We start from the raw sequence: 14,666 nt of genomic DNA, 5'->3' as shown, positions 1-14,666 counted from the left end.
CACCGTGGCGCGCCCGCACAGTGCGTTACTGCGCGAGGAAGTCCAGCACGAGGCGGTTGAACTTCTCCGCGTGTTCCCATTGCGCCCAATGACCGCAGCGGCTGAACACATGCAGTTCGGCATTCTGAAGGCCCCACAGCATGCGCAAGCCGCTGTCGAGCGGGACGAAGCGGTCGTCGCGGCCCCAGGTCACGAGCGTCGGCGCCTTGATCTCCTTGAGGCGGCCGCTCAGATCGGGCAGCCAGTCAGGGTTGGCCTCGACGCTTTTGACGAAGTTATCGAGGTGCTCGCGGTGCTCCATCATGTTGTCGAAGCGCTGGCGCACGAGTTCGTCGGTCAGTGCGGACGGGTCGAAAACGAACACGTCGAGCATCTTGCGCAGGTTCTCCATCGTGGGCGCCTTGTAGAGCCCGTAGAGCAGCTTGATGCCTTCGAGCGGCATGGGCTGGAACAGGCTCGGACCCACGCCGCCGCCGCCCATGATGACGAGCTTGCCCACGCGTTCCGGCCACGCGAGTGCGAACGCAAGGGCGTTGCCGCCGCCCATCGAGTTGCCGATCACGTGGACGCGTTCGATATCGAGCACGTCGAGCAGGCCCTTGAGCGAGGTGGCGTTGAGCACGGCGCGCGAGCCCTTGTCACAGACGACCGGATCGCTCTTGCTCCAGCCGGGGCAGTCCGGCAGGATCACGCGATAGCCGGCGTCGACAAAGGCATCGACGTTGCGGTGGAAATTGCTCCAGCCCGAGGCGCCCGCGCCCGAGCCGTGCAGCATCACGACGGCGTCGCCCGTGCCCGCGTCGTTGTAGTGAACGCGCAGCTTCAGCCCGCCTTCGTCGATTTGCGCGAATCGGCTGGTATTCGCTTCAGTCCATGCAGTCATGGCTAGTCTCCTGTGTTGTTCCGTTGCAGGTTGATAAGTCGAGGGGCGTGCCCTCAGTCAAAGCGGATCGAGCAGCCGCCGAGGCCGCCGATCGTCACGCGCAGGTTGTCGCCCGCGACGACCGGCACCATCGCGCCCAGCGCGCCCGAAAGAATCACCGAGCCCGCCTCGAGCGTCGTGCCGAGGCGCCCGAGCATGTTGGCGAGCCACGCCACCGCGACGACGGGCGAGCCCATCGTCGCTGCGCCCGCACCCGTGGCCGCGACCGCGCCGTTCTTCTCGAGCACCATGCCGCAGGTGCGCATGTCCAGCGCGCGCGGATCGACGAGCCGATCGCCGAGCACGAACAGGCCGCATGAAGCGTTGTCGGCAACGGTGTCCTGAATCCGGATCTTCCAGTCGCGGATGCGCGAATCGACGATCTCGAAGCAGGCCATCACGCCTTCGGTTGCGGCGATCACGTCGGCGGCACTCACGCCCGGACCGCGCAGATCGCGTTTAAGCACAAAGGCGATCTCGCCTTCCGCTTTCGGCTGAATCAGCGCGCGGCTGTCGATCGCCGCGCCATCGTCGCGAATCATGCCGTCGAGCAACTGGCCGAAGTCCGGCTGATCGACGCCGAGCATCGTCATGACCGCCTCGCTCGTCACGCCGATCTTTTTACCGACGATGCGCTCGCCGCCCTCGACGCGATGTGCGATCAGGCGTTGCTGCACCCGATAGGCGTCTTCAAGCGTCATCTGCGCATGGGCCTGCGTGAGCGGGTCGATTGCGCTGCGCTCGCGCCATGCGGTGTAGAGGCGCTCGCCAAGCGCGTCGAGTGTCGTCGTGTCGAGCGTCACGCCGCTTGCTCCTGGCACGCCGGCACTTCGGGCAGGTTGTAGATGAACGGCGGCACGCCCTGGCCGAGCAGGTAGCCGCCCAGCACACCCGCGTTGTCGTCCTCGTTCTGCGTGATGTGGTTCGCGGCCACGAGCATGGCGCGCATCCACAACTGCACGGGGTTGTTGAGCCCGATCGCGCGTGCGCTGAGCTTCTTCCAGAGCATCATCGAAGCGTCGAGGCAGTCCTTGCCGCAACGCTGGATTTCGAGGAAGTGGAACACGCGGTCATGCAGCGGCACCAGTTCGCCGCGCTGCACATACGCCGACGCCTCTTCGAAGACCTGCGCGAGGCGTGCCTGAGCCGAGCGCACGAGCAGGGCGGCGTTGCCGAGTTTGTCCTTCACATAAGGGTTCTGCGCGGCCGCGCCCGCAGGGCCCATGATGTTCTGGCGCGGCTTCATCTGTTCGATGTAGAGGTCGATCATGCCGCGCGCGAAGCCAATGATCACCGACGATACCGATGCATAGAACACCTGATTGAACGGATGCAGATACGGTGTTTCACGATCCGTCTTCGTGTAGTCGATGACGCTGTGCGAGCGGTAATCGGGAATGAAGGCCTCACCCTTGATGCGCACGCTCTTGCTACCCGTGCCCGCGAGACCGACCACGAACCAGTCGTCGATGATGTCGTAGTCTTCGCGCGAGACGAGGAACGAGCGGGTATCGCGCCGGTTGCCCTCGTCATCGAGTTCGAACGCGCCGAGAATCGCGCCGCCCTGCGCGTGGTCGCAGCCGCTCGAGGTCTTCCACTCGCCGCTGAGCATCCAGCCGCCATCCACCTTGCGGCACTTCCCGAACGGTGCATAGGACGAGGCGACGAGCACGCTGTTGTCCGCCGCCCACATGTCGTTGCCCGCGCGCTCGTCGAAGAGGCCGAACTCCCACTGATGCACGCCCAGGATCATCATGTTCCAGGCGCTTGACGGGCAGCCGCGGCCCAGCTCCATCAATACCTTCGAGAACACACTGGGATCCATTTCCCATCCGCCCCAGCGTCGCGGCTGGAGAATCTTGAAGAAGCCGGCCTCCTTGAAGGCGTCGATCGTTTCCTTCGGCACGCTGCGGGCTTTTTCGACTTCGGCGGCGTTGGCGCGCAGGGCCGGAATCATGGCGTGCGCGCGTTCGACCAGTTCGGTTACGCCCGGCGCGCAGGGGGTTTCAGCTTGATTGATGGCGTTCATGTCTTGTCTCCGTTTATGGGTTCGTGCGGGTGAATTGTCCGAATTGGCCCTGCGCATAGACGAGCGGGGCGGCGAGCGTGTCGCTCGTCGCGACTCGCTCCACTTCGCAGATCAGGATGGAATGGGAATGGGCCGGCACGATCTCGACGATGCGGCAGGCAAAGCTCGCAAGCGCACCGGCAAGCGCGGGCGGCGTGCCGTGCCATGCGCCATGCGCGAAGCGTTCCGTGCCGCTCACGTCGGGCACCATGCCGGCGAAGCGCCTGGCGACTTCGGTGTCTTCGGCGGCCAGCACGTTCACGCATAGCGTGCGCGTTTGCTCGAAGGCCGTGTGTGCGTAGACCTTGCGGTTGACGCACGCGAGCAGGCGGGGCGGATCGGCGCACAGCGAGGTGACGGCGGTGGCCGTGAGGCCGACCGGCATGCCGTCCAGCTCCGAGGTGAGCACGCAGACGCCGCCGGCGAGACTGCGCATGGCGTATCTGAAGTCATCCGGCGAAGCATGCCCCCCTCGAACGGGCGGTGGGCAGGCAGGAGTATCGATCTGCATGATTCGTAATCCGAATTATATGAAGCACGTGTATTGCGGGGAAAACGACTGAGGCTCAGCGGGCGGGCGGTTGAGGGCGATGCCCCCAGTCGCTGAGCTGGCTATAGTTCTTCACTTCCCAGGCGGCGTCGTCGATGACGATGCCGCCATGGCCGTATTCGAGGCCGAAACCAGACGGCGTTTCCACGTAGAACGAGAACATGCGATCGTTGGGATGGTGGCCGAGGCCCGCGTGGATTCGCAGGCCCGCTTTCACGCAACGATCGTAGGCCATGCCGACGTCGTCCATGTCCTGGACCTGCACGAGCACATGATGCAGGCGCTTCGGGAACGGCGCGGCCATGGTCGCGAGCGAATGATGGCGGCCCGTACGGGTATGGAAGAACGTGGCGTCGACGGTGGCGCCGGGTACGCTATGCGAGTCACGGATCGTGTCGCTCACGCGCAGGCCCAATACGTTGCGGTAAAAGTCGAGGGACTGCGCGTAGTCGCGCGCGACCGGGAGAATGTGGCCCATGCCAAGGCGTCCGGTCTCGAAGCCCGCCCCCTTGAGCAGCGGCGAGCGAAAGGGCGTGGAAATGGGCGCGTGAGTCGGGCCGAAATAAAGCTCGTGTGTGAAGCCGTTGGGGTCGTCGCAGACGAAAATGCGCTCCACCTGCCGGCTGGCCGCGAGTGCGCTGTCACCCTCGCGCACCGCGACGCGCCGGGCTGAGAGGCGCTCGACGTAGGCCAGCAGATCATCGTGAGTATCGAATTGCCAGCCGGCGGCGGCGATATCGTCATCGTGCCCTTCTTCGAGCAGGATGCGCTGGGCGTGCTCGTCCATCCGCAGGCCGAGCGAACCAGGCGTGCGGCGGCCGGGCATCAGGCCGAGAATGCCGACGGCGAAATCCTCCCAGCGCACAAGGTCACTGACTTTGAAAACGACGTACCCGAGGCTTGAAAGCTCCGACATGATGTCTCCTGTTGATTGATTTTTTTGCGCCGGCGTTTGAACATCGCGGCGCGGCTCTCTTAAAGCAATGGCCGTGCCAGCGCTATGATGTCGCGGCGTATGCGGTGTATTTCTCCCCTCAATCTCCGTGAATTCGGGGCATTCGACGGGCTCGCGTACCGGCGACGGTCGCGCCGCAGCAACGTGCGAGGAAGCGCGAGTGCTTGAAATTGTTCGGTCGATGTCAAAAAATAGACGTCGGCTGCAAATTTTTGGTGTGCGCGCAACGAACTGGCCAGATCAACTGCTCGTTGAGGCGTGCGCTATGCCACGAGAACGAGAATGAAGACGGAGACGAAGGTGAAGAGGAGCTATGCAAGTCAGGATTTCCCCGACATTGCGCCGATCAAGGAGCGGCTGCGATTCAGGACCGAGCGAGCCGAAATTGTGCTGGGCGATCAGCGGATGATTCTGATGCATATCGCCTCGCTCAACGATTTGCGCAGCGAGTTGATTGCGTCGCTCGGCAGTCAGACGGCGCGCACCCTGCTGACCCGTATCGGGTTTTCCACGGGCACGCGCGACGCACAACTGGCGTTGCAACTGCATACGCCGACGGAAAACATCTTTCACCTGCTTGCGCGCGGCGGCCAACTGCACGCCTTGCAAGGCGTTGCGCTCGTCGAGATGATCAGCTCGGACATCGACATCGAGAAGGGGCGCTGTACGCTGGAGTTCTTCTGGAAGCATTCGTATGAAGATGAATGGCACACCGGGACGCACGATACCCAGTCCACGCCGGTGTGCTGGCTCGAAACCGGCTATGCGAGCGGCTACCTGAGCGCCTGCGTCGGCAAGCTAATGATCGTGCGCGAAGTGGAGTGCAGGGCGATGGGTTTCGACGCCTGTCGTGTGATTGCGCGTCCAGCGAGCGAGTGGGACGACGCCGAAGCGGATCTGCAATTTTTGCAGGCGCCGGTTTTTCCCGAGGCGCTTGTTTCAAAGACGCGCAACCCCGCGGGCGAGCACCGCACCGCGCTCGCGGCGCTCGAACAATCCAAAAGCCGCTCGGATATCGTGGGGCTCTCGCCGGCGTATCAGGCTGCGGTCGGGAAGATCAATCGCGTTGCGGGAACCGGCGCGACGGTGCTGCTGCTAGGCGAAAGCGGGGTGGGCAAGAGCACGTTCGCACGGCTGTTACATGAACAAAGCCAGCGGGCCGGCGGCCCTTTCGTCGCTGTCAATTGCGCCACGATTCCCGAAACACTGATGGAATCCGAATTATTTGGCGTGGAGCGTGGCGCGTTCACCGGCGCGGACGCCGCGCGCGCCGGGCGTTTTGAACTGGCCGAAGGCGGAACGCTATTTCTCGATGAAGTTGCCACCTTGCCGCTCATTGCGCAAAGCAAGCTGCTGCGTGTGCTGGAGACCGGGCAATTCGAAAGACTCGGCAGCGGCGTGTCGCGTCAGGCCAACGTGCGGATCGTCGCCGCGACCAATGAAGACCTGTGGGAGGCGGTTCGCGCCGGGCGCTTCAGGGAGGATCTGTTCTTCCGGCTACATGTGTTCCCCATCGAGATTCCGCCGCTGCGTCAGCGCAAGGAGGACTTGCCGGTTCTCATCGAGCATTTCATGCGGCGCTTCGCCACGGCCTATGGGAGAGCCGTGTACGGCTTGACGCCGGAAGCGATGTCGATGCTGCTCGGCTACGCGTGGCCGGGCAACATCCGGGAGCTTTCCAATGTGGTCGAGCGCGCGGTGATTCTCGCCGAAGACGGCCGGGCGCTCGACGCCGTGCATGTGGTGCTCATGAAGAATCTGCCGCGTGAGAGAGCGGCCATTTCGCACCCGGCCGCACCGGAACCCCCTCATGCGAGCACTGCGCCGGCTTCAGCGGAGCGGCGTTCGCATTCGCTCGTGGAGATCGTCGGCGCCTTGATCAAGGATCGCGGGCTTACGCTCGACGACATGGAGAACACGATGGTCGAAGCCGCCATCGCGCATTCGGACGGGAACATGTCGCGCGCAGCGGCGTTGCTCGGCATTACGCGGGGCCAACTGACTTACCGGCGCAAACGCCTGGTGGAGGAGAGCGCGACGGTCGACGACTCTGATCGTGACGGGTAAGCCAGCAACGAACTCGCGAGAGCCTGCCTGGTGATTGACCAACCGCTTGAGTAACGCAAGCACCGGCAGTCCACCCATCGAGAGACACGCGGCCAGCGTATACGCACGCATCAAAAGAAATGCTGCACGCCAACGCGCAACGAGGCCTGATTGCTGCCCGACGCCGGCGACAAGGACAGCAGCGCCGCATGCGCGCCGCCCCCGGCATGCTGGAAGGTCGCTTGCGCGTACAGCATCGTGCGCACGGAAAGGTGGTACAGATTCGAGAGCCCCGCGGTCGTGTAGTTCTTGCCTGCGAACCAGGTTCGGTATCCGCCGAGCAAGACCGTGTCAAACGGCGTGATGTTCCAGTCCACGCCGAGTTCCGCCGTTGTCGCGTTGGCGGCATCGCTTTCGCTCGCGATGCGAGCGGTGTCGAGCACTGCATGGAAGGCCCACTGCCGGTTAGGCGAATACGTGCCCGCCACGCCGAAGATCCGCGAATCTCTCGCCTTGAATGCCGCGCCGCCCGAGAGATCCTGGCCGAGAAAGCTGTCGTAGCCGAGTGATGTGTGCAATGCGTACGCCTTGTCGCGGGTGTCGCTGTAGACCGCGCCGAGTTGCAGCGCCGACGACTTGTAGAGGAGCGCTGCGCCCACGTAGCGGCCCTGTCCCGTCGAAGCATCGCTGAAACCGTACATGGCGCGTGCCGATACGCCATGCCACGGAACGCCTGCGTATTTCACCGTGTTGTTCACCGTCGTGACAGCGTCGTTGTCGATGTTGGCGGGGTGATAGAGGAAGTAGTTGTACTGGACCGCGCCGTTCGCGTTGGGCAGCAAGACGTCGTCGGTCAGATCCCATTGCTTGCCGAGCGTCACGGTGCCCCACCGGTCGTCGCTCAGGCCGACGAACGCCTTGCGGCTGAACAGCACGCCCGACGAGGCGAGCGCGCCGGTATTCGAAAAGAAGCCGTTTTCAAGCTGGAAAATGGCTTTGGTCCCGCCGCCGAGATCTTCCGCGCCTTTGAAGCCGAACTGGTCGGGTACGGTGATCGGCCCCATCACCCAGGCGGTGCCGCCCTTTACGTTGCTCACGTAACCGATGCCTTCGTCAATGCTGCCATACAGCGTCAGGCTCGATTGGGCGCACGCCACGGAAACATACGATCCAAACAGCACAATGGCGAGAAATTCTCTGTTGTAGAGTTTCATGATGGTGATTCGATACATGAAGCAAGCGAAGGCGACGCGAATGCCGCCATGGGAGAGCGGGCCGCGACTGCGCGGGCCCACCGACGCAATGCGCGTTCGTCAGAACTTGGTGCGGATACCGGCGATCACCTGCGTTTCCGACTTCGTGCTGGAAGCGGGCGTCGTCACGATCTGCGCGTATTGGGCGCTGCCGCCCGCGCGTTGGTACAAGCCGACCAGATACAGGTCCGTGCGCTTGCTCAGGAAATAGTCGACGCCGAGATTCACCTGGTTGTAGTGCGGCTTGAGCGCTTCGGACGATTCCCCGAATGTGTAGATATAGGCGGCGCCCACCAGCAGCATCGGCGTGATCTTGTGGGTCACGGAGACTTCGACGTTGTTCAGACGCAGTCCCGTGGTGTCGAGGTAGTTGAACAGAACGTTCGTGTACGAAAGCGTGGTCTGCAAGAAGCCGAAGTCGTAGCCTGCGCCCACGCCCAGGATGCGTTGCTTCTCGACACCCGCGCCGCCGGCGCTGGTCGCGAACGGCGAGGTGTAGCCGTACGAGTCGCCGATCGCGCCACCGGTGTTCGTCGAATCCGGGTGGTTGTATTGCGACATCGCGGCTGAGAAGCGGAACGGTCCGCGCTGATACGACAGGCCGCCGCTAAATGCGCTGTTGTTGTTGAACGCACCGGCCTGGTTCGAAAACGCGTACTGCGCCGCGAACGACAGCCCGTGCAGCGTCGGCGACACGTAACGCACGGAATTCTGCAAGCGCAGCACGTTGAAGATGTTGTCGTTGTCGCCCACGTGTGCGCCGTAGGTGGCGAACTGCACCGCGGAAGAGGTCCAGTTCAACTGCTGCGTCATTTCATCGTACTGGCGGCCGAGCGTGATCGTGCCGTATTGCGGCGTGGTCAGACCGACCCATGCCTGGCGACCGAACAGGCGGCCGCCTTGCGAGGCGCTGCCCGAGGTGATGGAAAAGCCGTTTTCCAGCACGAAGATCGCGGCGACACCTCCCCCGAGATCCTCTTTGCCCCGCAGTCCCCAGCGCGAGGGCTGCTGCGGTCCGCTCGTCATCTGCGTGAGGGATTTTCCGCCTGCGTTCGAGGAATAGCTGATTCCCACCGAAATCAGGCCGTAAAGCGTGACGTTGCTTTGCGCGTGAGCGGGGCGTGAGGTGAGCACACCCATGCAGACGATGATAGCGACCGCTATATAAAAAGGAATCCTTAACGATAGGGATGTAGCACGTTGAAGTGGTTGCATGCGGTTATGGATTTAGGTATGGGGAAGCGGATCGGCGCGATGTCGCCCGAGCGCGGGGAGGGCGCGCGGTGCGCGCCGTACCGGGTGTCAGGTGCTGCGTGTTATGCGTTGCGGGGACGGCACAGGCTGATGGCGAGCGCGGCGACGAGACCGGAGGCGGCGAAAGCCACGAAATTGAGCCGCACGTCGAGATGCGAGGACGCGAACCACGCGCCGAGCATCGGCCCGGCCATGGCGCCGAACCGCCCAATGCCCACTGCCCAGCCCGTCGCGCTGGCGCGGGCGAACGGCCGGTAGAAACTCGCGATATAGCCGAGCTGAACCATGGCCACGCCGATGCTGCCGAGCCCGGCCAGCGCCACGAGCGCGTAATTGGTGAGCACGCCGCCTTTCACGGTCAATCCGCAGATCGCGAGCGCACCGATCACATAGCCGCCGACGATCGTCTTGCGCGGTCCTAACCGGTCGCCGACGCGGCCGATCAGAATGCCGCCGATCGCCGAAGAGAGCATGAACACCGCGAGAAACGAAAGACTCGAACCGAGGTCGTAGCCGAGCTTGCGCATGAGCTGCGGCAGCCAGGTGCCCAGGCCGTAGATCACGAGCACGGCGGCCACTTGCGCGACCCAGAGGCAGAGCGTCGACCAGAGGTTGCCGCGCGAGAACACCTCGCTGAACACGAGCCGCAGCGAAGGTTTGACCGGCGCGTCGCCGGGCGCCGTATCGAGCGAGGCAATCGACAGGCCGAGCCGTTCGGCGAGCGCGTCGGCCTCGCGCCGCTTGCCGCTCGCAAGCAGATAGGCGAGCGACTCGGGCAGCATCATCACGAGCGCGGGAACGCCGAGCAGCGGCAGCGCGCCCAGCGCGACCACGAAGCGCCAGCCGTGCGACTCCAGAAACGCGATGCCGATCACGGCCGAGACCAGCGCGCCGATCGCGTAGCCGGAATACATGATGGCGAAATTCAGATTGCGTTTGGCTGCCGGTGAATATTCGACTGTGAGCGCCGCCGCAGCGGAAATCACGCCGCCAAGACCCAGTCCGCCAATGAAGCGCATGACGCCGAACAGGAACGGCGTCGGCGCGACGGCGGCGCCGAGCATCGACAGCGAAAACAGCGTGACGCACGCAATCAGCAGACGTTTGCGGCCAATCAGGTCGGTGAGCACGCTGATGAAGTACGAGCCGAACAGCGTGCCGAACAGCGCCGCGCTGCTCATGGCGCCGACTTCGATGGGCGTGAGCTTCCAGACCGGATCGGCGAGCATCGAGGGAACGATCGTGCCCATGACGCCGATGTCATAGCCTTCGGTGACGATCGTCAGGAAACAAAGGGCCAGCACGCGGCGCGTGGTGCTCGCGGGCGGGTCGAGGGCAATAGCGTGAGGACTTTCGGAGATGGCCGCCATGGGGTGACTTATTCGAACGAAACTGCCGGAAAGAATCAGGCAAGCGCCGTGCCAGTCCTCGTGCGTGACCTTGCGGCGCGCAATGCGGTGCGATCGCGCACCACATTCCTGGGGCTTGCCTGCCCGGCGCAGGACATAGCTTCAGTCTGCGCTCGAATAAAGAATGTCATTCCATATTGGTTGCGTCAAAGATTTCAAAAAAGATTTGTGCCTGGTTCGGGAAAATCCCTAGGGCATGCGCTGCGTTTCAGGCGGATTCGGGCGGTGCCTCGCCGAGCAGCAGCGTGGTCGTGAGCTGGGCGATGCGCTGGATGTCACGATGGTCGCCAATGCGCTGATTGATGACGAAGCCGTCGAAAGCCATCCAGATCACATGCGCGAATAGCTCGCCGCCAAGCGCCGCGCCGCGCTCCGGGGGCAGCGAATCCTTGAGCAGCTGGGTGAGGAAATTCTCCACCGAAACCAGCAGGCTGTTGGGCTTGGCGAGGCCCGCCGGCGCGCTCGCGAGCGCGTCGATCAGCGCATTCGCGAAGGCATTGTCGGCGGCGGGAATGTCGCCCCAGATGCCCTGCAAGATGCGTTCGACTTTCTTGCGCGGCCCATTGAGCAGCGCGACTTCCGCACGCAGCCGGTGCAGTTGCTCGATGAGCCAGGGCTCATAGATCTCGTAGAGAATGATGAGCTTGGAGTCGAAGTAGACGTAGAGATTGGCGACGGTGGTGCCCGCGAGGCGAGCAATTTCGGTCATCGTTGTCGCCGAATACCCCTTTTCGCTGAAGGCGCTGAAGGCGGCCGTCAGGATTGCTTCGCGCTTGACGGCTTTTTTAATTTGCGGCAATTGAGGTCTCTCGGTTGGAGTGGCTGTAACCCGGTGCGGCCAATTCTATCAATCAGCGCTCGTGCGACGCCTGTATCACGAAGCCGCGGCTTCGTTCAGCACCAGTGCGACGATCAACGCCGCGACGGCCTCGATGTCGCGCACGTCGCCAAGACGCCGGTTGATGACGAAACCGTCGAACGCCATCCAGATCAGCCGCGACAGCATCGCTTCGTCCGCACACGAAACGCGCGCGCCCGATTCGATGCCGATGCACTCGCGCAGCAGCGCGCCCACGGCGACCTCCATCTCGTGCAGGAACGCCCCCGAGCGTTGCGCACCGGAGCGGCGCTGCGCGAGTGCGTCGATCAAGGCATTGGCGAAGTTCGTGTCGGCGCCAGGGATGTCATGCCAAAGTCCGACGAGCAACCGGCGTAGCCGCTGCTCGGGTCCCGCCTGCGCGCGTACCTCCACGCTCAATGCTTCGAACTGGTTGCGCAGCCACGGCCGGAACACCTCATAGAGGATCGCCAGCTTCGAGTCGAAATAGACGTACAGATTGGCGGCCGTCATGCCGGCCGCCGAGGCGATCTGCGCCATCTTCGTCGCCGTGAAGCCCTGCCGCTGAAAGAGTTCGAGCGCGGCTTGCGCAATCCGCTCCCGTTTGTCGCCGTTCATTGCGTTGCCCCCAGTCGCGGGGAGCCGGACCGGCGCCCCGTTTCGCTCATGGATAAAAAAGCCCTTGACGGACAAATTTTTCCAAAACAGAATATCATTCATTATTAAACGATGTTCGTTTTTGAGGTGATGCCATCGTGTCCACGACCTTGTTGTCCCCCGAAGTCCCCGCACCGGCAGGCACGCTGACCGGCCGCTATCCCGAGCTTGGCTCCGGAACGATCCCGGTCGAGCCGTACATCTCGCCCGACTACTACGAGCGCGAAAAGGAACACATCTTCAAGAAGACCTGGCTGCACGTCGGCCGCGTCGAGGAAATCCCGAAGGCTGGCGACTATTTCGTCAAGGATCTGGCCGCGTGCGACACGTCGATCATCGTGGTGCGCAACCGGCAGGGCGAGATTCGCGCGATGCACAACGTGTGTGCGCACCGCATGAACGAGATCGTTTATGACAAGTGCGGCAACACGCGCAAATTCTTCTGCAAGTTCCACGGCTGGGCCTACGACCTCGACGGCAATCTCACCGGCGTGCCCGACGAAAAATGCTTTTTCGGGCTCGACCGCGAGCAGTTCGGTCTTGCGCGCGTGGCCTGCGAGGTGTGGCAGGGCTTCATCTTCGTGAACATGGACCCGAATCCGTCGGTGTCGCTCGCCGACTACATGAAGCCGATGTTCGGCGATATCGAAGGCTATCCGTTCGACAAGATGACCGCGGGCTTCGGCTGGCAGACCGTGGTGAACTGCAACTGGAAGCTCGCGCTCGACGCGTTCCAGGAGGCGTACCACGTCGCCTATGTGCACGGCAATTCGATTGCCGACGCCATCGACAAGACCGAAAACGAAAGCATGCCGCCGCTCGATGCGTTGTGCGGCGAGTTCCATCGCCGTCTCTCGCTCGCGGGCAACCAGAAGTCCGTGTACGGCAACCCGAAGGCCGTGACCGAAGGCGGCGCCGCCGCGCAAGCCGCGTTGTCCGACGCGGGGCAGAAGCGCCCGATCGCGGCCGCCGCGCTGCGCGCGGGCATCGGCAGCGCGAAGCATGCGTTCCCGCTCGACGCGCTGCCTTCCGGCGTGAACTGGACGAAGAGCCCGAACTGGCTGTTCGACATGAACGTGATCTTCCCGGACTTCTATGTTTCGCTGCGCCCGAACTACTGCCAGGCGTACAACTTCCGACCGATCTCGCACAACCAGACGCTGGTCGACGCGCGCGTCTACTACCCAGAGATGACGACGCCGGGCGGGCGCTTCTTCCTCGAATACATGAAGGTCGCCCTGCGCGACGTGCTGCTGGAGGACTTCAGCACGCTCGAACGCACGCAACGCGCCGCGGAAACGGGTGCCAAGAAGGTGATGGTGCTTCAGGACAACGAACTGCTCGTGCGCCACGCTTTTCACGTCGTCGAGCGCATGCTCGCGCAAGGCGCCGCCGCCGAAGCCGCCGCCCGATCCGCTGTCGCGGCCTGAACAGGAGTCCGAACATGAGTCTGAATACGAGCCCGAACATGAATGCCGCGCTGCCCGCCCAGACGGTGAATTTCGTCGCGCGCAAGGCGCCGGCCGCGCGAGCGCTGCCGGCCGGCTTCGAATCGCTTGCGCCCTTCGTCGAGACCTGGGCGCTCGAAACCGAAACGCAGCGCAATGCGCAGCGTCACGCCGTTGGCATGGAGGCGATTCTCGCGTTTCGCGACGCGATCCTGCCGCAGGTCGACGACGTCGTGGCCTACCTGAACGGCTACGCGCTCGCGACGCTCGACGAGCATCCCGAAGCCATGACGCTGATGTACCTGCTGCTCTCGCTCGCCGAGATCGCGCCGGCCATCGAGTTCTACAACCAGCCGGCCGTGATCGACGGATACGAGTCGGCGCGTTTTCGCGCCGACGAATCCTTCGTCATGCGTCCGTTGCCCTGAGCGCTGTCGGCCGGCGCGTCCGGCCCGTTTTTGAAGGAGCTGCGAAATGGCGAAATGCCGCGTGTTCGGTATCGACCACGGTTTGAAAACCGTCGTTGAAAACGGCCTGTACATGAAAACGATGATGGGCGAGACGATGAGCGTCGCCGTCATCAAGTTCGTCGAGCAGGAAGGCACCCACCTGCCCGCGAAGGCGCACGACCATGGCGAGGAAGCCTCGCTTCAGGTGCTCGGCACGTGCTCGATCTTCGAGGTGCGTCCCGGCGTGTCCGAGGTCGAGCGACCGCTCGCGCAAGGCGACGCGGTGATCATTCCCGCGGGTCTGAGCCACTACGGCAAGAACGGCTACGGCCCCGAGGGCGTGAGCATGAGGCTCAATATCGTGTCGCCGCCGCGCGCGGAATACGCCGCGCAGGACGAGACGCCGTACTACCCGCTGGCGAACCGATAACCGATGAAAGAGGGAGCGCAAATGAAATCTGGCGCTGACATGGCGGCCGACGGCATCACCACGCTCGCCGCCGCCGGGAGCTGGGGCGCCGCGCACGATGCGCGTGATGCGCGCGCGCAAGGCGAGTTGCTGGCCGCGGAATTTTCGGTCTTCGCTGCGGGCGAAGTGCGCGAAGACCATGCCGATGCGCGTGGCGAGGAAGTCGTCGCGATTCTCGAAGGCGAATTCGATATCGACGCGGCGGGCGAGCACTATCGTCTCGTCGCGGGCGAGGCGATCCTGATTCCGCCGCGCGAGCCGCGCCGCTTCGCGTGCGTCGCTGCGCAGGGCGTGCTCTATCGAGCCGGGCTGCGCGCCGAATCGCAAAGCGCGTCGGCCGCTGCATGA

Annotated in this window: 15 protein-coding genes; 5 read left to right on the top strand and 10 right to left on the bottom strand. The window is 63.7% G+C overall.

Annotated elements, in window-relative coordinates; all coding sequences use genetic code 11:
* Positions 1-25: 25 nt before the first annotated feature.
* The 5 genes from C7402_RS32380 to C7402_RS32360 form a co-directional block, all read right to left on the bottom strand.
* Positions 26-883: an alpha/beta fold hydrolase gene (locus C7402_RS32380; protein WP_112173979.1), complete on the bottom strand. Its 858-nt coding sequence runs from the start codon at positions 881-883 to the stop codon at positions 26-28.
* 53 nt (positions 884-936) lie between these two features.
* Complete coding sequence (gene dmpE / locus C7402_RS32375; RefSeq protein ID WP_116613563.1) at positions 937-1,725, bottom strand: 2-oxopent-4-enoate hydratase; 789 nt, start codon at positions 1,723-1,725, stop codon at positions 937-939.
* A complete protein-coding gene (locus C7402_RS32370) occupies positions 1,722-2,951 on the bottom strand; it encodes an acyl-CoA dehydrogenase family protein (RefSeq protein ID WP_116613562.1) in 1,230 nt (409 codons plus the stop codon). The genes dmpE and C7402_RS32370 overlap by 4 nt, the downstream gene beginning before the upstream one ends.
* Before the next feature lie 13 nt (positions 2,952-2,964).
* Positions 2,965-3,426: a flavin reductase family protein gene (locus C7402_RS32365; protein ID WP_165842048.1), complete on the bottom strand. Its 462-nt coding sequence runs from the start codon at positions 3,424-3,426 to the stop codon at positions 2,965-2,967.
* 130 nt (positions 3,427-3,556) lie between these two features.
* Positions 3,557-4,456, bottom strand: a complete 900-nt coding sequence (locus C7402_RS32360; RefSeq protein ID WP_116613560.1) for a VOC family protein — start codon at positions 4,454-4,456, stop codon at positions 3,557-3,559.
* 321 nt (positions 4,457-4,777) lie between these two features.
* Between C7402_RS32360 and C7402_RS32355 the strand changes: the two genes are divergently transcribed.
* Positions 4,778-6,562, top strand: a complete 1,785-nt coding sequence (locus C7402_RS32355; RefSeq protein WP_112173974.1) for a sigma-54-dependent Fis family transcriptional regulator — start codon at positions 4,778-4,780, stop codon at positions 6,560-6,562.
* 110 nt (positions 6,563-6,672) lie between these two features.
* Here the strand turns inward: C7402_RS32355 and C7402_RS32350 are convergent, their stop codons facing one another.
* The 5 genes from C7402_RS32350 to C7402_RS32330 form a co-directional block, all read right to left on the bottom strand.
* Positions 6,673-7,755 (bottom strand): porin, encoded by a 1,083-nt coding sequence (locus tag C7402_RS32350; RefSeq protein WP_165842047.1) that lies wholly within the window; start codon positions 7,753-7,755, stop codon positions 6,673-6,675.
* Positions 7,756-7,854: 99 nt separating this feature from the next.
* Positions 7,855-8,934: a porin gene (locus tag C7402_RS32345; RefSeq protein ID WP_112173972.1), complete on the bottom strand. Its 1,080-nt coding sequence runs from the start codon at positions 8,932-8,934 to the stop codon at positions 7,855-7,857.
* A 176-nt stretch (positions 8,935-9,110) separates the two neighbouring features.
* On the bottom strand, positions 9,111-10,418 hold the full coding sequence (locus tag C7402_RS32340; RefSeq protein ID WP_116613558.1) for an MFS transporter: 1,308 nt from the start codon (positions 10,416-10,418) through the stop codon (positions 9,111-9,113).
* A 247-nt stretch (positions 10,419-10,665) separates the two neighbouring features.
* Entirely contained in the window at positions 10,666-11,256 is a 591-nt protein-coding gene (locus C7402_RS32335; RefSeq protein ID WP_112173970.1) for a TetR/AcrR family transcriptional regulator, read from the bottom strand.
* Positions 11,257-11,331: 75 nt separating this feature from the next.
* Entirely contained in the window at positions 11,332-11,913 is a 582-nt protein-coding gene (locus C7402_RS32330; protein WP_165842046.1) for a TetR/AcrR family transcriptional regulator, read from the bottom strand.
* A gap of 137 nt (positions 11,914-12,050) precedes the next feature.
* Here C7402_RS32330 and C7402_RS32325 point away from each other — a divergent pair, with 137 nt between their 5' ends.
* From C7402_RS32325 to C7402_RS32310, 4 genes are read left to right on the top strand one after another with little or no spacing between them, the layout of a single operon-like run.
* Positions 12,051-13,382, top strand: a complete 1,332-nt coding sequence (locus C7402_RS32325; RefSeq protein ID WP_244314995.1) for an aromatic ring-hydroxylating oxygenase subunit alpha — start codon at positions 12,051-12,053, stop codon at positions 13,380-13,382.
* Positions 13,383-13,396: 14 nt separating this feature from the next.
* A complete protein-coding gene (locus tag C7402_RS32320) occupies positions 13,397-13,828 on the top strand; it encodes a hypothetical protein (RefSeq protein WP_244314994.1) in 432 nt (143 codons plus the stop codon).
* Between the two features lie 46 nt (positions 13,829-13,874).
* Positions 13,875-14,279, top strand: a complete 405-nt coding sequence (locus tag C7402_RS32315; RefSeq protein ID WP_112173967.1) for a cupin domain-containing protein — start codon at positions 13,875-13,877, stop codon at positions 14,277-14,279.
* A gap of 21 nt (positions 14,280-14,300) precedes the next feature.
* On the top strand, positions 14,301-14,666 hold the full coding sequence (locus C7402_RS32310; protein ID WP_116613555.1) for a cupin domain-containing protein: 366 nt from the start codon (positions 14,301-14,303) through the stop codon (positions 14,664-14,666).

Source organism: Paraburkholderia unamae, from assembly GCF_003096875.1.
Taxonomy (GTDB): domain Bacteria; phylum Pseudomonadota; class Gammaproteobacteria; order Burkholderiales; family Burkholderiaceae; genus Paraburkholderia; species Paraburkholderia unamae.
The sequence above is the reverse complement of the archived record's forward strand: the minus strand, read 5'-3'. Positions and strand labels throughout refer to the sequence as shown.